The organism is Streptomyces sp. NPDC001816, assembly GCF_042892235.1.
In the GTDB taxonomy this organism is placed as follows: Bacteria; Actinomycetota; Actinomycetes; order Streptomycetales; family Streptomycetaceae; genus Streptomyces.
Genome location: NZ_JBIATY010000013.1, coordinates 12,316 through 30,692, shown reverse-complemented (window position 1 = coordinate 30,692; position 18,377 = coordinate 12,316). Strand labels below are relative to the sequence as shown.

The following is an 18,377-nucleotide window of genomic DNA, read 5'->3' as shown; positions in this document are numbered from 1 at the left end:
CGGCCGCGTCGTACCTCGTAAGATCAGGCTGCTGTCGATGTCAGTCGTCTCACGTAGGCTCGCAGGTGACGGAAAACGAGTGCTGCGGATCGAGGGAGGGGGCCCACGTGCTCATCGACACCTACGGCCGAGTGGCCACCGACCTGAGGGTCTCGCTGACCGACCGGTGCAATCTGCGCTGCACCTACTGCATGCCCGAGGAAGGCCTGCAGTGGCTCGCGAAGCCCGACCTGCTCACGGACGACGAGATCGTCCGCCTCATCGACATCGCGGTCCGCCTGCTCGGCATCGAGGAGGTCCGCTTCACCGGCGGCGAGCCCCTGCTGCGCCCCGGCCTTGTGGGCATCGTCGAGCGTGTCGCGGACCTCGCCCCCCGCCCCCAGATGTCCCTCACGACGAACGGCATCGGCCTCAAGCGCACCGCTGTCGCCCTGAAGGCGGCCGGCCTGGACCGGGTCAACGTCTCCCTGGACACCCTGCGCCCCGACGTCTTCAAGGTCCTCACCCGCCGCGACCGCCACAAGGACGTCATCGAGGGCCTCGAAGCCGCCCGCGATGCCGACCTCACCCCGGTCAAGGTCAACACGGTCCTGATGCCGGGCCTGAACGAGGACGAGGCCCCTGACCTGCTGGCCTGGGCGCTGGAGCACGAGTACGAGCTGCGCTTCATCGAGCAGATGCCGCTCGACGCCCAGCACGGCTGGAAGCGCGAGAGCATGGTCACCGCCGGGGACATCCTGGCCTCTCTGCGCACCCGCTTCGACCTCACCCCCGAGGGCGCGGACGAGCGCGGCGCGGCACCGGCCGAGCGCTGGCTGGTCAACGGCGGCCCGCAGCGGGTCGGCGTGATCGCCTCGGTCACCCGGCCGTTCTGCGCGGCCTGCGACCGCACCCGCCTCACCGCCGACGGCCAGATACGCACCTGCCTGTTCGCCACGGAGGAGACCGACCTCCGCGCGGCCCTGCGCTCCGGCGCCCCCGACGAGGAGATCGCCCGCATCTGGCGCCTGGCGATGTGGGGAAAGAAGGCGGGAGCGGGCCTGGACGACCCGACCTTCGTCCAGCCGGACCGGCCGATGTCCGCCATCGGCGGTTAGGACTCTTGCGGTCAGGACTCTTCGGGGGCTTCCCAGTCCTCGAACTTCACCACATCCTTGAGGAACCCCCGGACCCCGAGGAACTGCGAAAGATGCTCGCGGTGTTCCTCGCAGGCGAGCCACGTCTTGCGCCGCTCCGGCGTGTGAATCTTCGGGTTGTTCCACGCCAGCACCCACACGGCATCGGCACGGCAGCCCTTGGCGGAGCAGATGGGGGTCTCGTCACTCACAGGTTCGTCACTGGTTCCGTATCACAAAGCCCCCGTAAACAAGGCGACGCCGAGCAGCCACGGGGGGAGCTGCCCGGCGTCGGTCCGTCGCTCCGACGGGGGATGCGGAGCGCGTACGCAGTATGTCACGGGTCACCCGTCGCCCGGCACTGGAACTACACGATTGATCTGAGCTTTTCTTGAGCTTGACACGGAGCCGCCGGCAGTGGCCGCCGCGTCCGCCGTGGTCACGCCCCTTCGGGCCACTCGGACTCCGCCCGTGCCGTCTCCTCCTCCGCGCGTGGCGGCGCGATCATCGGCCGCGTCGGTGCGGTGATGAAGGTCGACGGAAGATTGGGCGGCCGCTCCCGGCCCGCGTTCGCGATCACTACGGCGACATAGGGGAGGAGCGCACCGAGCACCAGCGCCACGACGGCGACGTACCGTTCGACATTCCACAGCGAGGCCGCGAGGATCACGGAGAGGGTGCGGATCGTCATCGAGATGACGTACCGCCGCTGCCGACCCCGCACGTCCTCGGCCAGCCCCGTCCGGGCGCCTGTGATCCGGAACACCTGGACGCCGCCACCGTGCTGCTTGCGCATCACACTCCACCATCCGCCCGCAGACTGACCAGGACACCTCCACGTTACGCCGAGGCCGCACGGCCGACGAGACCGGGTCGCTCCCTGCCTGCGCGAACGTCCTCGGCCCTGCCACCGACGGGTGAACCCGACGTGCGCCGTACGGCGCACGGACCCAGACTGACCCTAGTGCTCACGTCGAGCCGTACGAGGAGGCAGCCATGGGCTGGTTGTGGGCGATCATCGTGGGATTCGTACTGGGCCTCATCGCTAAGGCGATCATCCCGGGCAAGCAGCACAGCCCCCTCTGGCTGACCACCATCGGCGGCATCCTCGGCGCCGTCGCCGGCAACGCGATCGCCGCCGCGCTCGGCGTGGCGGAGACCCGCGGCATCGACTGGAGCCGGCACGCCTTCCAGCTCATCGCCGCGATCATCATCGTCTTCGCCGTGGACCGGCTCTACATGGCGACGCTGGGCAAGAAGAAGCAGCAGGCCGTCTGACGGCGGACACAGCGAAGGGCGGCCCCGCTTCGAGGGGCCGCCCTTCGGTCTGTCCTAGGCGCCGGTGACCTCTACCGCGGCCAGGTTCTTCTTGCCCCGCCGCAGCACCAGCCACCGCCCGTGCAGCAGGTCCTCCTTGGCGGCCACGGCATCCTCCGCGGTGACCTTCGCGTTGTTCACGTAGGCCCCGCCCTCCTTCACGGTCCGCCGCCCGGCGGACTTGCTGGCCACCAGGCCGACCTCGGCGAACAGGTCGACCACCTGGCCCAGCTCGGCGACCTGGACGTGCGGCACCTCGGACAGTGCCGCCGCCAGCGTCCGCTCGTCCAGCTCCGCCAGCTCGCCCTGGCCGAACAGGGCCTTGGACGCGGCGATCACGGCGGCCGTCTGGTCGGCGCCGTGCACCAGCGTCGTCAGCTCCTCGGCGAGCGCGCGCTGCGCGGCACGGGCCTGCGGACGCTCCTCGGTCTGCTGCTCCAGCTCCTCCAGCTCCTCGCGGGACTTGAAGGACAGGATCCGCATGTACTTCGAGATGTCACGGTCGTCCACGTTCAGCCAGAACTGGTAGAACGCGTACGGCGTCGTCATCTCCGGGTCGAGCCAGACGGCGCCGCCCTCGGTCTTGCCGAACTTGGTGCCGTCCGCCTTGGTCATCAGCGGGGTGGCCAGCGCGTGCGCCTCGGCGTCCGGCTCCAGCCGGTGGATCAGGTCGAGACCGGCCGTGAGGTTGCCCCACTGGTCGCTGCCGCCCTGCTGGAGCGTGCAGCCGTACCGCCGGTACAGCTGCAGGAAGTCCATGCCCTGCAGGATCTGGTAGCTGAACTCGGTGTAGCTGATGCCCTGGTCGGACCCCAGACGGCGGGCCACGGAGTCCTTCGTCAGCATCTTGTTGACGCGGAAGTGCTTGCCGATGTCCCGCAGGAACTCGATCGCGGAGAGGTTCTCCGTCCAGTCGAGGTTGTTCACCATGACCGCGGCGTTCTCGCCCTCGAAGGACAGGAACGGCTCGATCTGGGCGCGCAGCTTGCCCACCCAGCCGGCCACCGTCTCCGGGTCGTTCAGCGTGCGCTCCGCCGTGGGGCGCGGGTCACCGATCAGGCCCGTCGCGCCGCCGACCAGCGCCAGCGGCCGGTGCCCGGCCTGCTGGAGCCGGCGCACGGTGAGCACCTGCACCAGATGCCCCACGTGCAGCGACGGCGCCGTCGGGTCGAAACCGCAATAGAACGTGACGGGACCGTCCGCGAGCGCCTTGCGCAAAGCGTCCTCGTCGGTGGACAGGGCGAACAGCCCACGCCACTTCAGCTCGTCGACGATGTCCGTCACGGTTCTCGTGTCTCCTCGGTGATCCAGGGGCAGTCGGGTGACAGCCGACTACGAGGTTATACGCCCTGACTGACAGAGCTCATATTGAAATCGGGGATCCGCAGGGTGGGCATCGCGGCCCGGGTGAAGTAGTCGCCCCACTCGCGCGGCAGCGTCTTCTCCGTACGCCCCGCCTCCGTGGCCCGGCCGAGCAGGTCCACCGGCGACTCGTTGAACCGGAAGTTGTTCACCTGCCCGGTCACCTCGCCGTTCTCCACGAGGTAGACGCCGTCCCGGGTCAGGCCGGTGAGCAGCAGCGTCGCCGGGTCGACCTCGCGGATGTACCACAGGCAGGTCAGCAGCAAGCCGCGCTCGGTGGCCGCGACCATCTCCTCCAGGGAGCGGTCCTGCCCGCCGTCCAGGATCAGGTTCCCGATCGCCGGGGCGACCGGCAGCCCGGTCAGGCCCGCGCTGTGCCGAGTGGTGATCAGATGCTTGAGCACGCCCTCGCCGATCCACTCGGTGGGGTGCACCGGCAGCCCGTTGTCGAACACGGACTGGTCGCCGCCGGAGGAGTGGGCGACCACGAAGGGCGCGCACTCCAGGCCCGGCTCGTTCGGGTCGCTGCGCAGGCTCAGCGGCAGCTCGCTCAGCTTCTCGTCGACACGGGTGCCGCCGCCCGGCTTGGAGAACACCGTCCGGCCCTCGGCCGCGTCCCGGCCCGAGGCCGACCACAGCTGGTAGATCAGCAGGTCCGCGACCGCGGTCGGCGGCAGCAGCGTCTCGTACCGGCCCGCGGGCAGCTCCACCCGCCGCTCGGCCCAGCCGAGGCGTACGGCCAGCTCGGCGTCCAGGGCGCCCGGGTCGACGTCCTTGAAGTCCCGCGTGGAGCGGCCCGCCCACGCCGAGCGGGCCCGGTCCGGGGACTTGGCGTTCAGCTCCAGCGTGCCGTTCGGCTGGTCGTGCCGCAGCCGCAGTCCGGTGGACGTGCCCACATACGTCGACACCATCTCGTGGTTGGCGAAGCCGTACAGCTCGCGGCCGCCGGCTCGCGCGCGTGCGAAGGCCTCGCCGAGCGCCGGTGCGAACTCCGCGAAGACGGCCGAAGAGGTCTCGGCGGGCGCGTCCGTGAAGTCCGGGGACTCCTGGACACCACCGATCAGCGGCTGGGCGTCCTCGGCGGGCCCGGCCCCGCGCGCCGCCGCCTCGGCGGCCCGCACCAGCGGCTCCAGCTCCTCGGAGGTCACCGCCGACCGCGACACCACGCCGGAGGCCGTGCCCTCCTTGCCGTCCACGGTCGCGATCACCGTGAGGGTACGGCCGCGGGTCACACCGTTGGTGGTCAGCGCGTTGCCGGCCCAGCGCAGGTTGGCGCTCGACTCCTCGTCGGCGATGACGACGCAGCCGTCGGCCCGGGACAGCGCGAGGGCCTGCTCGACGACCTCGTGCGGCTTGTTGGTACGGGCGCTCATCGACCGGCCTCCTGCGTGGTGTTCAGAATGTTGACGCCCTTGAAGAGGGCGGAGGGGCACCCGTGGGACACGGCGGCGACCTGGCCCGGCTGGGCCTTGCCGCAGTTGAAGGCACCGCCCAGGACGTAGGTCTGCGGGCCGCCCACAGCCGCCATGGACCCCCAGAAGTCGGTGGTCGTGGCCTGGTAGGCGACGTCCTTCAGCTGCCCGGTGATCCGCCCGTTCTCGATCCTGAAGAAGCGCTGCCCGGTGAACTGGAAGTTGTACCGCTGCATGTCGATCGACCAGGACCGGTCGCCGACGACGTAGATGCCCCGGTCGACGCCGCCGATCAGGTCCTCGGTGGACAGCCCGGCGGGATCCGGCTGCAGGGACACGTTGGCCATGCGCTGCACCGGCACATGCCCGGGGGAGTCGGCGAACGCACAGCCGTTGGACCGCTCGAAACCGGTCAGCTTCGCGATCCTGCGGTCCAGCTGGTAGCCGACGAGCGTGCCGTCCTTCACCAGGTCCCAGGACTGCCCCTCGACGCCCTCGTCGTCGTACCCGACGGTCGCGAGGCCGTGCTCGGCGGTGCGGTCACCGGTGACGTTCATCAGCTCGGAGCCGTACCTCAGCTTGCCGAGCTGGTCGAAGGTGGCGAAGGAGGTGCCCGCGTAGGCAGCCTCGTAGCCGAGCGCGCGGTCCAGCTCGGTGGCGTGCCCGATGGACTCGTGGATGGTCAGCCACAGGTTGGACGGGTCGACCACCAGGTCGTACAGGCCCGCCTCCACGCTCGGCGCCCGCATCTTCTCGGCGAGCAACTCGGGGATCTGCTCCAGCTCGGCGTCCCAGTCCCAGCCGGTCCCGGTCAGGTACTCCCAGCCGCGCCCGACCGGCGGTGCGATCGTCCGCATCGAGTCGAACTCGCCGCTCGACTCGTCGACCGACACGGCGGTCAGCTGCGGGTGCAGTCGCACGCGCTGCTGGGTCGTCACGGTTCCGGCCGTATCGGCGTAGAACTTGTTCTCGTGCACGGTGAGCAGCGAGGCGTCCACATGGTTCACGCCGCGGGCCGCCAGCAGCCGGCTGCTCCACTCCGTCAGCAGCGCGGCCTTCTCCTCGTCGGGCACGGAGAAGGGATCGATCTCGTACGAGGAGATCCATGTCTTCTCGGCATGGACCGGCTCGGCGGCCAGCTCCACCCGCTCGTCCGACCCGGCGGCCTTGATCACCTGCGCGGAGAGCTTCGCCATCGCCACCGCCTGTGAGGCGACCTTGGCGGCCGCGTCCAGGGTCAGGTCAACGCCGGACGCGAAGCCCCACGTACCGCCGTGCACGACCCGGACCGCGTACCCGAGGTCGGTGGTGTCCGACGATCCCGCGGGCTTGGCGTCCCTGAACCGCCAGGACGCGCTGCGCACCCGCTCGAACCGGAAGTCCGCATGCTCGGCCCCCAGCGCACGCGCGCGTGCCAGCGCGGCGTCGGCCAGAGCCCTTAGCGGAAGCGCCGTGAAGGCTTCGTCGATGGAATGAGGCACGGAGGTCTCCCTGCTGTCGTGGCCTGTCGGTTCCGATCATGTCGCGGGAGCGGCCCGGCGGACCACAAGTTTCGGTCCAAGGCGGGGCCATTCTGTAGGGACCCGACAGCGTCGCAGTCGCGCCACTGTCGGTGCCCGCTTGCCCACGGAAGCGGCGCTACCGATAGGTTTTCGATGAAGCCGCCTGCCCTCCAGCTGTCCGGGCGGGCTGTCCGACCGCATCAGACCGCAAACGAAAGGGTGATCCGTTGAGCCGCTCGGTTCTCGTCACCGGAGGCAACCGGGGCATCGGCCTCGCCATCGCCCGCGCTTTCGCCGACGCCGGCGACAAGGTAGCGATCACGTACCGCTCGGGTGAGCCGCCGGCCGCCCTGACGGAATTGGGCTGCCTCGCCGTCAAGTGCGACATCACCGACGCCGAGCAGGTGGAGCAGGCCTACAAGGAGATCGAGGAGCAGCACGGTCCGGTCGACGTCCTGGTCGCCAACGCCGGCGTCACCAAGGACCAGCTCCTGATGCGCATGTCCGAGGAGGACTTCACCTCGGTCATCGACACCAACCTCACGGGCACCTTCCGCGTCGTCAAGCGCGCCAACCGCGGCATGCTGCGCGCCAAGAAGGGCCGCGTCATACTGATCTCCTCCGTGGTCGGTCTGCTCGGCCAGGCGGGGCAGGCGAACTACGCCGCCTCCAAGGCCGCCATGGTCGGCTTCGCGCGTTCCCTCGCCCGTGAGCTGGGCTCGCGCAACATCACCTTCAACGTCGTCGCGCCCGGCTTCGTCGACACCGACATGACCAAGGCGCTCACCGAGCAGCAGCGCGAGAGCATCGTGTCGCAGGTGCCGCTCGGCCGTTACGCGCAGCCGGAGGAGATCGCCGCGACGGTGCGGTTCCTCGCCTCGGACGACGCTTCGTACATCACTGGAGCCGTCATCCCCGTTGACGGCGGACTGGGAATGGGTCACTGATCACCATGAGCGGAATCCTCGAGGGCAAGCGCATCCTGATCACGGGTGTGCTGATGGAATCCTCCATCGCCTTCCACGTCGCCAAGCTCGCCCAGGAGCAGGGCGCCGAGATCATCCTGACCGCCTTCCCGCGGCCCACGCTGACCGAGCGCATCGCCAAGAAGCTGCCGAAGCCGACCAAGGTCATCGAGCTGGACGTCACCAACGACGAGCACCTCGCCCGCCTGGCGGACGTGGTCGGCGAGGAGCTGGGCGGTCTCGACGGCATCGTCCACTCCATCGGCTTCGCCCCGCAGGACGCGCTCGGCGGCAACTTCCTCAACACGCCGTTCGAGTCGGTCTCCACCGCCATGCACGTCTCGGCGTTCTCCCTGAAGTCGCTGACCATGGCCTGCCTGCCGCTGATGCAGAACGGCGGCTCGGTCGTCGGCCTCACCTTCGACGCCTCCTTCGCCTGGCCGCAGTACGACTGGATGGGCCCGGCCAAGGCCGCCCTGGAGGCGACCAGCCGCTACATGGCGCGCGACCTCGGCAAGCAGAACATCCGCTGCAACCTCGTCTCGGCGGGCCCGATCGGCTCCATGGCCGCCAAGTCCATCCCGGGCTTCAGCGAGCTGGCCTCCGTGTGGGACAGCCGCTCCCCGCTGGAGTGGGACCTCAAGGACCCGGAGCCGGCCGGCAAGGGTGTCGTCGCGCTGCTGAGCGACTGGTTCCCGAAGACCACCGGCGAGATCATCCACGTGGACGGCGGTCTGCACGCCATCGGCGCGTGACCCTCGCCTGACGTCGACGCCCCGTTCCCCGCGGTCCGCGGGGAACGGGGCGTCACTCGTTCGGCCTACCCGGCCGGGCGGGGCCCGGGGTCAACGGCGCACTCTGGATTACGGGTTCACCCCGCGCATCCTCCGCAGCCCGGCCGAGGAGGTCCCCTTGTGCGCCTGTCCCGCAGTCTGGCCCCGCTGACCGTGGCCCTAGCCCTCGTGCTCTGCCTGCCGTACGACGCGCTGCCCCACGCGCGCGCGGGCCACGGCGAGCCGCCCGCGCCGAGCCTGTTCGGCGCCGCGTGCCGTACGACCGTCACCGGTTCGCACGTGGTCGCGTACTGCCACAACCCCTACGTCGACACCGACCGGGTGCGGCTGCACATCGAATGCGCCCGCTGGTGGGACATCGACACCGACAGCGCCCCGGTGGACACCGCGGCCGCCATGACCGTACGGCTGACCGGCCGGTGCTGGAAGGAAGTCCGCTCGGTGTGGATCAGCCACCAGAAGGCGCTCTGAACCTGCCCGGACGGCACAGGAACGGATAGCTCGCCGCCTCCGCGGCGGCGGCCTCCGCGTCGCCCGTGCGGATCGCGTCCACCAGCCGGGTGTGGTCCATGTACGTCTCGGGCGTCAGCTCGGCGCCGACGTCCGCGCGCAGCCAGTCCCGCAGCACCTCTCCCAGGTCGGCGTACATCGCCGTCATGACGTCGTTGTGGGAGGCGGCCACCACGGCCAGGTGGAAGGTGGCGTCGGCCGTCACGAACGCCTCGGCCTCGCCGGTCTGCCAGGCCTCCTCGCGCCGGGCCAGGAGCGCGTCCAGCTGCTTGAGGTCCTTCTCGGTGCGCCGCTCGGCCGCCAGCTTGGCCGCCGCCGACTCCAGCGTGGAGCGCAGCTCGGCGATGTGCCGGGGGTCGGCGTCCGCGAACCGGCGGTGCATCACGCCGGCCAGTTCGCTGGTCGCCGCGACGTACGTGCCCGAGCCCTGGCGGATGTCCAGCAGGCCGTTGTGTGCGAGCGCGCGGACAGCCTCGCGGACGGTGTTGCGGGCGACACCGAGCTGCTCGACCAGCTCCGGCTCGGTCGGGATGCGCGAGCCGACCGGCCACTCGCCGGAGGCGATCTGATTGCGCAGCTCGGCGATGACCTGCTCGGACAGCGCCGAACGACGCGGGTGGCTCAGAGGCATGGCACACCTTCGCACGCGAGGCCCGGGCGACTGCCTCCCGGGGATGGACAACCAATCATCCCATCATTCTATGATGGGCGGCATGGCTGGTGAGGAAACGGAAACCCGGACCGTGGAGAACCCGACCGCGCAGAACCCGGCCGTGGACACCCGTCGCACGCCCCCCACGCGCGCATGGGCGACACGGCTGGTCGTCGTCGGCATCGTGCTGTCCGCGCTGAACCTCCGGCCGGCCATCACCAGCCTCGGCGCGCTCCTGGAGGAGGTCCGCGACGGCCTCGGCATGAGCGGCAGCGTGGCCGGGCTGCTCACCTCCGTGCCCCCGCTCTGCTTCGCCGTCTTCGGCGTCACCGCACCCCGGCTGGCCCGCCGCTTCGGACCGGCCGCGGTGGTGTGCGCGGGCATGGCCGCCATCACGGCGGGCCTGCTGATACGGCCCTACGCCGGCGGCACGGCCGGCTTCCTGGCCGCCAGCGCGCTCACGCTCATGGGCATCGCCGTCAGCAACGTGCTGATGCCGGTCATCGTCAAGCGCTGGTACCCCGACCGGGTCGGCTCCATGACCGGCCTGTACTCCATGGCCCTCGCCCTCGGCACCTCCGTCGCCGCCGCGGTGACCGTGCCCCTGACGGACGCCCTGGGCGGCAGCTGGCAGTCCGGACTCGCCGTGTGGGCGGCGCTCGCGGCCGCCGCCGTCCTGCCCTGGCTGCCGCTGGTGCGGGAGCGGGGCACCGAGACCGCCCCCGACCGCGGCCACGCGCCGGTGCGCGCTGCGCGGGACCGGCAGGCCCCGCTGCGCATCACCCGCAGCCGTACCGCCTGGGCGCTCGCCGTCTTCTTCGGGCTCCAGGCCACCGCCGCGTACATCACGATGGGCTGGATGGCCCAGATCTTCCGCGACTCCGGCGTCCCCGCGGGCACGGCGGGCCTGCTCCTCGCCGTCACCATGGTGATGGGCGTGCCCCTGGCCTTCGTCATCCCGCGGGTCGCCACCCGGCTGCCCCATCAGGGGCCGATCGTGCTGCTCCTGGGCGTCTGCGGCCTCGCCGGATACGCCGGCCTGTACTTCGCGCCGGCCGCCGGTGCGTGGGCCTGGGCCGTGCTGCTCGGCGTCTCCAACTGTGCCTTCCCGCTGGCGCTGACGATGGTAGGCATGCGGGCCAGGACCGGCCCGGGCGTGGTCCAGCTGTCCGCGTTCGCCCAGAGCACCGGGTACCTGATCTCCATCCCGGGCCCGCTGCTGGTCGGTGTGCTCTACCAGCAGAGCGGCGGCTGGGGGGTGCCGATCGCCCTCATGGCGGGACTGATGCTGCCCCAGATGGCGGTGGGCTTCCTGGCGGGCCGCGACCGCATCGTGGAGGACGAGGCGGCGGCGCGCTGACGACCCCGGCGCACGGGGCAGGCACGCGGGGTGCGAGACTGGCGGCATGCCAGTGCTCGACCCGAACCCGCCGAACGGCCAGAAGAAGATGCTGATCGTCTTCGGCGCGTTCTTCGCCATCTTCGCGATCATCGCCGTCATCGCGACGCTCGCCTCACCCTGATCCGGCCCCCCGCCCGACCCGCGACGCGCCCCGATGGTGGGGCTGGCCCCACCATCCCCTAGGGGGCCAGTGTCAGGGTCAAGTGGGTGGGTCACCGGATGGGTTGAGGGCCCCGGATTCCGTAGCTTCGAGATGTGACCGCATCAGGCGGCCAGGACCACTCGAGGACCCACGGAGGCGACCATGCCGGCCCGCACGCACACCCGGCCCCACCCGGCCACCACGGGCAGCGTCGACACCCGGCTGCCCTGGTGGGCGCTCGCCCTGCCCACGCTCGCCTTCGTCGCGCTGCTGACGCTCATACTGAACCCGTCGGACGCCCACGCGGCGACCGGTGATCCGGCGATCACGCAGCTCTTCGCGCGTGTGCAGCAGCTCCTCGCGCGCTGACGCGGAGCCTTCGTGCGCGGTGAATCCGCATGTCAACTCCCTGCGCCACATGGCCTGTTTCATGCGAAGCTGGGTCCCATGAGCGTCGCAGAACCCCGCAGGATCGCCCTCTTCCGGCATGCGAAAGCCGACTGGCCCCAGGTGTCCGACCACGACCGCCCGCTCGCCGAGCGGGGCCGCATGGACGCCGCAGTCGCCGGGCGCAGGCTGGCCGACACCGGTATCACCTTCGACCTGGCCCTGTGCTCCACCGCGGTCCGGACCCGCGAGACCTGGAAGCTTGCCGTCCACGAACTCGCGCACCGGCCGAAAACCCACTACGAGGAGCGGGTCTACGAGGCCTCGCCGGGCGAGCTGATCGCCGTGCTCAACGAGATCCCGGACGATGTGCAGAACGTGATCCTGATCGGGCACAACCCGGGCGTGCACGGCCTGGCCGACATCCTCGCGGGCGACTGCGAGGGCGACGCCCGCGAGCGGATGAACCACCGTGGCTTCCCCGCCGCGGGCTTCGCGCTGCTCTCCTACGACGGCGCCTGGAAGAGCCTGGAGCCGGCCGTGGCCACGCTGACGGACTACTGGGCACCCTCCGAGTGACGGCACCCACGGCAGGAGGGCCCGGCACCGTGGCGGTGCCGAGCCCTCCTCACATCCGGTGCGCGCTCCGTCCGGGGCGGCTCAGTCCTCGTCGTGCGTGTCGGCCGCCTCGACCTCTTCGCGGGTGACGCCCAGCAGATAGAGGACCGTGTCGAGGAAGGGGAAGTTCACCGCCGTGTGCGCGGCCTCGCGGACCACCGGCTTGGCGTTGAAGGCGACCCCGAGACCGGCCGCGTTCAGCATGTCCAGGTCGTTGGCACCGTCACCGATCGCCACCGTCTGCGCCAGCGGCACCCCGGCCTCCGCGGCGAACCGGCGCAGCAGCCGCGCCTTGCCCGCGCGGTCCACGACCTCGCCGGTGACCCGCCCGGTCAGCTTCCCGTCGACGATCTCCAGCGTGTTGGCCTGCGCGAAGTCCAGCCCCAGCCGCTCCTTCAGGTCGTCCGTGACCTGGGTGAACCCACCGGAGACGACCCCCACTTGGTAGCCGAGGCGCTTCAGGGTGCGGATGAGCGTGCGCGCGCCCGGCGTCAGCCGTACCTCGTTGCGCACCTTCTCCACCACCGAGGCGTCCAGCCCCTTCAGCAGGGCGACGCGCGCGTGCAGCGACTGCTCGAAGTCCAGCTCCCCGCGCATCGCGGCGGCCGTCACCTCGGCGACCTGGTCCTCGCAGCCGGCATGTGCGGCGAACAGCTCGATGACCTCGTCCTGGATGAGGGTGGAGTCCACGTCCATGACCACCAGCCGCTGGGCACGCCGGTGCAGGCCCGCGGAGACGACGGCGATGTCGACACCCAGTGCCGCCGCGTCGGACGCCAGGGCCGTGCGCAGCGGCTCGGTCTCCACACCGGAGACGGCGAACTCCACCGCGGTCACCGGGTACTTGGCGAGCCGGAAGATGCGGTCGATGTTGCCGCCGGTCTTGGCGATCCGGGCGGCGACGGCGGCCGTCGATTCGGCGGTGAGGGGGTGACCGAGGACCGTCACCAGGGAGCGCCCGTGACCACGGGGACGGTTGTCGCCGTGCCCCGAGATGATCTCCGCCTGCATCTTCATCGACTCGGCCCAGCTGTGCACGGTGGCCCTCAGGTCGCCCTCCAGGCCCGCCGGAGGCTGGGTGACCAGCACGCACAGCACCAGGCGGCCCCGGGTGACGACCTGCTCGATGTCGACCACGTCGACGAGGTAGGCGGCAAGGGTGTCGAAGAGGCCGGCCGTGATGCCCGGCCTGTCCTTGCCGAAGATCTTGACGAGGAGAGTGGGGACCTCGGAGGTCTGCGAAGCGCTCATGGTGTCACCACCGTATCCGGCACCCAGTGCCTTCTGCCCGTGAGGTCCGCCTGACGGACACGGAACAATGGGTGTCGGGCCGATGTAGAGGATCTTGCCGCCGGACGACGGCGCGCCCACCGCGCCAAAGCCATTCGGCTCGGGCTCTACCACGACTGTGACACGCCCGCGCTCGCGACGGGCAGCACCAGGGCGTCTGCTCCGCGTGGCCGTCGTGGGTTCACCTTCTCGGCTTGCCGGGCGCAGGCGGTCGGTGGGCCCTCGTCGGGAGGGTCTGGCGCGTGATGCTGGCGGCGGGCGGCATCAGTACGTCCGCTCCGCGTGGCCGTCGCGGGTTCACCGCCTGGGCCTGCCGGGCGCAGGCGGCGGCAGCGGTGGTGGGGGCGGCGGCCCCTCGTCCGGAAGGTCCGGCGCGCGATCACGCGGGCGCGCGCCGGGACGGCCCCGGGGTGCGGGGGGAAGCGGGCCGAGGGGCCGGGCCACGGTGGGGGCGCCGTACACGTCGTCCCCGCTCGACGGCGGCCGCACATCCTCGGGCTCCGCCCGGAACCGCTCCGGCACCTGGAGATAGGGGTTCGTGTCCGGGTTCGGGGGCCGGTACGGCCTGCCCGGCGCGTACGGACCCGCCGCGCCGCCCCGGCCGTAGCCGGCGCGCCCGGACGCATCGCCGTACCCCGGATCCGCGCCCCGCACCCCACCCGGCACCGCACCCCGCCCCGGCCCCACCGCCCGAGCCCCCGCAGCTCCCGCCACCCGGGCCAGCAGCGCTCCCGCCGCCCCGGCCCCCGCACCCCACAGGGCGCCCAGGAGCAGCGCCATGCCCAGGTGGCCGTGCAGCTCGATGCCCGCGCCGAAGGCGTCGAAGCCCAGCACGGACAGCGAGGCGTCCACCGAGACATCGGCCAGCCAGGCGAGGAAGGGCAGCGCGAGCGCGGTCGCGATCCCGAGCCGCAGGGCGCAGCGGCCGGCGAACCCCGCCGCACCGACCGGTCCCGGCAGTGGCGTCCGTACCGCCGTCAGCACCCCGGCCAGCAGCATCAGCAGCGCCGTCGCGACCACGAGCAGCCACACCCGCCCGTCCAGCTCGGCCAGCCGGCCCACCGTGACGGGCCGGTCGGAGTGCGTGCTCAGGAGCTGGTCGAGAGGGTGGGGCAGCACGGTGCCCAGTGCGCCGGTGGCTTTACCGTCCCACGGGACGAACAGGCCGATCGGGACGCCCAGCCACACCCCGTTCGGGGCGCCCAGCAGGGCCGCGCCCGCGATCCGGCGCGGATGGTCGTCCCCGATCGCCGCGTACGCCGCCGCCGCGAGCCCGGCGGCCACGGCCGTCAGCAGCACGGTGACGAGCGCCGACACGGCCGGCCGCACGACCCGGTGCACGGCGTCCCAGCCGGGCGGCAGGGGAGTGCGCCGGGAGGCGAGCAGGGCGATCAGCAGGATTCCGGCGGACCAGCAGAGGCCGCCGAGGAGGGTGGGCGCGGTGTCCACGGTGAAACCGACCGCGGCCTTCGCATGGATCAGATCGCCGATCCGGTCCGGCAGCAGCCCGCCGACGTCCCCCAGACCGGGGATGTGCAGGCCGCCCCCCTTGCCGCCCCCGCCGGGCAGCTTGTCCAGGCCGAGCGAGCCGCCGTCGATCGTGATGACGTCGTGCCCGGCCCAGGCCAGCCCGCCCAGCGTGGCCACGAAGAGGGCGACCACCGCGCCTGCGCGCGCGAGAAGTTCGGACGGCGCGATCACAACTCCCGCCGTGCGCAGGGACCGTAGGAAGAACCACGACAGCAGCAGGGCGCCGACCAGGCTCACCCCCAGTGGCGTGATCTCGACGGCCGTGTGGGCCTCGGCACCCTTCAGCCCGAAAGCGGACACATCACCCGACGGGGAGACCGAACCACCCGCCCCGAGCGCCACAACAGCCGCCGTCATGGGGCCCAGTGAGCCCGCCGCGTCCGCCTGCAGCAGATGCAGACCGAGCGCGGCCGTGCCCGCCATCCCTATCAACGCCCAGCTGACTGCGGCGATCGCGGACAGCAAGATGTCCGTCCACGGCAGCGAGGTGCCGTGCCGTGCGGTCTCGACGCCCGTGGCAGCACTCATGGCAGACCCCCCGATCCGCGGCGCGGCACCGGAGCCGCGCTTGTCCCCCTCGCGGGGGATTACCACTCTCCGGCCCGGTTTCAACCCCGTCAACGGGGCGAGTTGAAGCGCGCACGGGCGCCCTCCACAAGGCCCGACTTTCGGTCACGGGGCCCCGCCTGGAATAGTTCCCCACGATGTTCGACATCCCTAGACTCCCTGTGATGGGGGTAATTCGGGGGACAACTCAGTGGGGCATGGAGTGCCGGAACTCGTACTGGAAACAAACGGACAGACCTGGACGCTCGATTCGTCCAGGTCTTACACCCTCGGACGCGATCCGCAGGGTGACATCGTCTTCGACGACGCCAGGGTCTCCTGGCGTCACGCCACGGTCAGCTTCAACGGCCGCAGTTGGGTCATCGAGGACCACGGCAGCACCAACGGCACCTTCGTGCAGGGCCAGCGGATCGGCCAGACGGAGATCGGCCCGGGCTCGGCGGTGCACCTCGGCAACGCGACCGACGGACCGCGCCTGAACCTGTCCGGCGCCGCCGCGGCGGCTCAGCCTCAGCAGCAGGCCGCGCCGTACGCCGCCCAGGGAGCGGGGGCCGGCTGGGCACAGCAGGCTCCGCAGCAGCAGGCCCCGCAGGCCGGTTGGCAGCAGCCGCAGCAGGCCGCGCCGATCCCGCAGCAGCAGGGCGGCGCTCCCGCCGAGCAGTACGCGCAGAAGGTGCCCGGTGGAGGCGCGGGGGCGCCGCCGGTCTACGGCGACCGCAGCCCCACGACGTTCCACCAGTTCGCCATCGGCAACGTGATGCGCATCGGCCGTGCCCTGGAGAACGAGCTGGTCGTCTCCGACCTCCAGGTCTCCCGGCACCACGCCGAGTTCCACTCGGTGCCCGGCGGCCGCTTCGAGATCCGTGACCTGGGTTCGCACAACGGCACCTACGTCAACGGCCAGCCGATCCCCAAGGGCGGCACGGTACAGCTCGGTCCGAACGACATCGTCGGCGTCGGCCACTCCACCTTCCGCATCGTCGGCGACCGCCTCGAGGAGTTCGTCGACACCGGTGAGGTCTCCTTCTCCGCACGCCACCTGACCGTCACGGTCGACGGCGGCAAGCAGATCCTGAAGGACGTCTCCTTCGGTGTCCCGGAGAAGTCGCTGATCGCGGTCATCGGCCCGTCCGGTTCCGGCAAGTCGACCCTGCTCAAGGCGCTCACCGGCTACCGGCCCGCCAACCAGGGCGAGGTGCTGTACGACAACCGCAACCTCTACAAGCAGTTCGCCGAGCTGCGCCAGCGCATCGGTCTGGTCCCGCAGGACGACATCCTGCACAAGGAGCTGACCGTCAAGAAGGCCCTCAAGTACGCGGCCAAGCTGCGCTTCCCCGCCGACACCACGGCCCAGGAGCGCGACGCCCGCATCGACGAGGTGCTGCGCGAGCTGAAGCTCGACATCCACAAGGACAAGAAGGTCACGTCCCTCTCCGGTGGCCAGCGCAAGCGTGTCTCGGTGGCCCTGGAGCTGCTCACCAAGCCGTCGCTGATCTTCCTGGACGAGCCGACCTCGGGCCTGGACCCGGGCATGGACCGCGACGTCATGCAGCTGCTGCGGGGCCTGGCCGACGACGGCCGTACGGTCCTCGTGGTCACCCACTCGGTGGCCGAGCTGGCGATCTGCGACAAGCTGCTGGTGATGGCGCCGGGCGGCGCGGTCGCCTACTTCGGCCCGCCGGAGGAGGCGCTGAACTTCTTCGGCTACGACACCTGGGCCGACGTCTTCTCCGCCTTCGAGAACTACCGCGACTACGACTGGGCGGGCCGCTGGAAGGGCTCGCAGCACTACCAGATGTACGCCGCGGACATCGACGCCGTAGCCCCGCAGTCCGTACACATGCCTCCGCCGCAGGCGATGAAGCCGCCCAAGCCACAGGGCTGGGGTTCACAGCTGATGACCCTGATCCGGCGGTACGTGGCGGTCATCGCCTCCGACAAGGGATTCCTGGCGCTGACGGTGATCCTGCCGGCGGTGCTCGGCGCGGTCAGCCTGCTGATCGACCACAACCGGGGTCTGCTGGTCAACGAGGCGGTCAACCCGCGCACCGGCGCGCACGTCCCGAACGGCACGGCCACCACGGTGCTGCTGATCCTCGCGGTCGGCGCGTGCTTCGCCGGCGCGGCCAACTCGGTGCGTGAGCTGATCAAGGAACGGGTCATCTACGAGCGGGAGCGCGCGACCGGCCTGTCCCGGTCGGCCTACCTGATGTCGAAGGTGGTCGTCCTGGGCGCGGTCACCGTGCTCCAGGGCCTGATGGTCGGCCTGATCGGCTTCTCCAGCCGCGAGATCCCGGACGAGGGGCTCGTCCTCGGCAGCTCGACGCTGTTCGAGCTGTGCCTGCCGATCATGGCGCTCGGCTTCACCTCGATGATGTTCGGCCTGGTGATCTCCTCGCTGGTGAAGACCGCCGAGAAGACCATGCCGCTGCTGGTGATGTTCGCGATCATCCAGGTCGTCTTCACCGGCTGCCTCTTCACCCTGCACGGCACCCTCGGCGTCAACGAGTTCTCGTACCTGATGCCGTCGCGCTGGGCGGTGGCCGCCGCGGGCGCCACGCTGGACTTCAACAACATCGCGCCGAACACCGACGACCCGAGCAGCACGGACCCGCTGTGGAACCACGAGGCCTCGGCCTGGGGCCTGGACATGTTCGCGCTGATCGTTCTCGGTGTGGTCTGCGGCTTCTTCGTCGCCCGCTTCCTGCGCCGGCACGAGCCGGAGGTCATGCGGAAGTGACCGCGCCGTGACGACGTGAAGGGCGGCACCCCCGAGGGGTGCCGCCCTTCCGCGTATGTCAGAGGTCCGCGC

18 protein-coding genes are annotated in these 18,377 nt (G+C 71.0%); 10 read left to right on the top strand and 8 right to left on the bottom strand.

Going from position 1 to position 18,377, the window contains the following annotated elements:
- Window positions 1–107 precede the first annotated feature (107 nt).
- Window positions 108–1,097 carry a GTP 3',8-cyclase MoaA gene (gene moaA / locus ACFYZZ_RS35510; protein WP_389185129.1) on the top strand — a complete coding sequence of 330 codons (990 nt, stop codon included), beginning with the start codon at window positions 108–110 and terminating at the stop codon, window positions 1,095–1,097.
- Between the two features lie 11 nt (window positions 1,098–1,108).
- Here the strand turns inward: moaA and ACFYZZ_RS35505 are convergent, their stop codons facing one another.
- The gene (locus ACFYZZ_RS35505) at window positions 1,109–1,327 is read right to left on the bottom strand and encodes a hypothetical protein (RefSeq protein ID WP_386573910.1); all 219 of its coding nucleotides are present in this window, start codon (window positions 1,325–1,327) and stop codon (window positions 1,109–1,111) included.
- Between the two features lie 227 nt (window positions 1,328–1,554).
- Window positions 1,555–1,911: a DUF3099 domain-containing protein gene (locus ACFYZZ_RS35500; RefSeq protein WP_389185127.1), complete on the bottom strand. Its 357-nt coding sequence runs from the start codon at window positions 1,909–1,911 to the stop codon at window positions 1,555–1,557.
- 200 nt (window positions 1,912–2,111) lie between these two features.
- On the opposite strand from ACFYZZ_RS35500, the gene ACFYZZ_RS35495 reads away from it, so the two are divergent.
- Complete coding sequence (locus tag ACFYZZ_RS35495; protein WP_386573908.1) at window positions 2,112–2,393, top strand: GlsB/YeaQ/YmgE family stress response membrane protein; 282 nt, start codon at window positions 2,112–2,114, stop codon at window positions 2,391–2,393.
- A 54-nt stretch (window positions 2,394–2,447) separates the two neighbouring features.
- On the opposite strand, the gene tyrS is transcribed toward ACFYZZ_RS35495, so the two are convergent.
- The 3 genes from tyrS to ACFYZZ_RS35480 are packed head-to-tail and all read right to left on the bottom strand — an operon-like array spanning window position 2,448 to window position 6,687.
- Window positions 2,448–3,716: a tyrosine--tRNA ligase gene (tyrS, locus tag ACFYZZ_RS35490; RefSeq protein ID WP_386573907.1), complete on the bottom strand. Its 1,269-nt coding sequence runs from the start codon at window positions 3,714–3,716 to the stop codon at window positions 2,448–2,450.
- 56 nt (window positions 3,717–3,772) lie between these two features.
- A complete protein-coding gene (locus tag ACFYZZ_RS35485; protein ID WP_389185123.1) occupies window positions 3,773–5,167 on the bottom strand; it encodes a metallopeptidase TldD-related protein in 1,395 nt (464 codons plus the stop codon).
- The gene (locus tag ACFYZZ_RS35480; RefSeq protein WP_389185121.1) at window positions 5,164–6,687 is read right to left on the bottom strand and encodes a TldD/PmbA family protein; all 1,524 of its coding nucleotides are present in this window, start codon (window positions 6,685–6,687) and stop codon (window positions 5,164–5,166) included. Before ACFYZZ_RS35480 ends, ACFYZZ_RS35485 begins: the two co-directional genes overlap by 4 nt.
- Window positions 6,688–6,935: 248 nt before the next feature.
- Between ACFYZZ_RS35480 and fabG the strand changes: the two genes are divergently transcribed.
- From fabG to ACFYZZ_RS35465, 3 genes are all read left to right on the top strand, one after another.
- Window positions 6,936–7,655, top strand: a complete 720-nt coding sequence (fabG, locus tag ACFYZZ_RS35475) for a 3-oxoacyl-[acyl-carrier-protein] reductase (protein ID WP_386573904.1) — start codon at window positions 6,936–6,938, stop codon at window positions 7,653–7,655.
- Between the two features lie 5 nt (window positions 7,656–7,660).
- Window positions 7,661–8,428 carry an enoyl-ACP reductase FabI gene (gene fabI / locus ACFYZZ_RS35470; protein WP_386573903.1) on the top strand — a complete coding sequence of 256 codons (768 nt, stop codon included), beginning with the start codon at window positions 7,661–7,663 and terminating at the stop codon, window positions 8,426–8,428.
- Window positions 8,429–8,587: 159 nt separating this feature from the next.
- Window positions 8,588–8,938, top strand: coding sequence for a hypothetical protein (locus ACFYZZ_RS35465; RefSeq protein WP_389185117.1), 351 nt, complete (start codon window positions 8,588–8,590; stop codon window positions 8,936–8,938).
- On the opposite strand, the gene ACFYZZ_RS35460 is transcribed toward ACFYZZ_RS35465, so the two are convergent.
- Window positions 8,916–9,608 carry a FadR/GntR family transcriptional regulator gene (locus ACFYZZ_RS35460; RefSeq protein WP_389185115.1) on the bottom strand — a complete coding sequence of 231 codons (693 nt, stop codon included), beginning with the start codon at window positions 9,606–9,608 and terminating at the stop codon, window positions 8,916–8,918. The genes ACFYZZ_RS35465 and ACFYZZ_RS35460 overlap by 23 nt on opposite strands.
- Before the next feature lie 82 nt (window positions 9,609–9,690).
- Here ACFYZZ_RS35460 and ACFYZZ_RS35455 point away from each other — a divergent pair, with 82 nt between their 5' ends.
- The 4 genes from ACFYZZ_RS35455 (at window position 9,691) to ACFYZZ_RS35440 (ending at window position 12,139) form a co-directional block, all read left to right on the top strand.
- Window positions 9,691–10,989 (top strand): CynX/NimT family MFS transporter, encoded by a 1,299-nt coding sequence (locus ACFYZZ_RS35455; protein WP_389185112.1) that lies wholly within the window; start codon window positions 9,691–9,693, stop codon window positions 10,987–10,989.
- A gap of 46 nt (window positions 10,990–11,035) precedes the next feature.
- The gene (locus tag ACFYZZ_RS35450; protein ID WP_386573898.1) at window positions 11,036–11,152 is read left to right on the top strand and encodes an SGM_5486 family transporter-associated protein; all 117 of its coding nucleotides are present in this window, start codon (window positions 11,036–11,038) and stop codon (window positions 11,150–11,152) included.
- A 183-nt stretch (window positions 11,153–11,335) separates the two neighbouring features.
- A complete protein-coding gene (locus tag ACFYZZ_RS35445) occupies window positions 11,336–11,542 on the top strand; it encodes a hypothetical protein (protein WP_389185109.1) in 207 nt (68 codons plus the stop codon).
- Window positions 11,543–11,620: 78 nt separating this feature from the next.
- Window positions 11,621–12,139, top strand: coding sequence for a SixA phosphatase family protein (locus tag ACFYZZ_RS35440; RefSeq protein WP_386573896.1), 519 nt, complete (start codon window positions 11,621–11,623; stop codon window positions 12,137–12,139).
- 81 nt (window positions 12,140–12,220) lie between these two features.
- On the opposite strand, the gene serB is transcribed toward ACFYZZ_RS35440, so the two are convergent.
- Both serB and ACFYZZ_RS35430 read right to left on the bottom strand, forming a co-directional pair.
- Entirely contained in the window at window positions 12,221–13,429 is a 1,209-nt protein-coding gene (serB, locus tag ACFYZZ_RS35435; protein ID WP_389185106.1) for a phosphoserine phosphatase SerB, read from the bottom strand.
- A 336-nt stretch (window positions 13,430–13,765) separates the two neighbouring features.
- A complete protein-coding gene (locus ACFYZZ_RS35430) occupies window positions 13,766–15,526 on the bottom strand; it encodes a streptophobe family protein (protein WP_389185103.1) in 1,761 nt (586 codons plus the stop codon).
- A gap of 241 nt (window positions 15,527–15,767) precedes the next feature.
- Between ACFYZZ_RS35430 and ACFYZZ_RS35425 the strand changes: the two genes are divergently transcribed.
- Window positions 15,768–18,305 (top strand): FHA domain-containing protein, encoded by a 2,538-nt coding sequence (locus ACFYZZ_RS35425; protein WP_389185100.1) that lies wholly within the window; start codon window positions 15,768–15,770, stop codon window positions 18,303–18,305.
- Window positions 18,306–18,377: the final 72 nt, after the last annotated feature.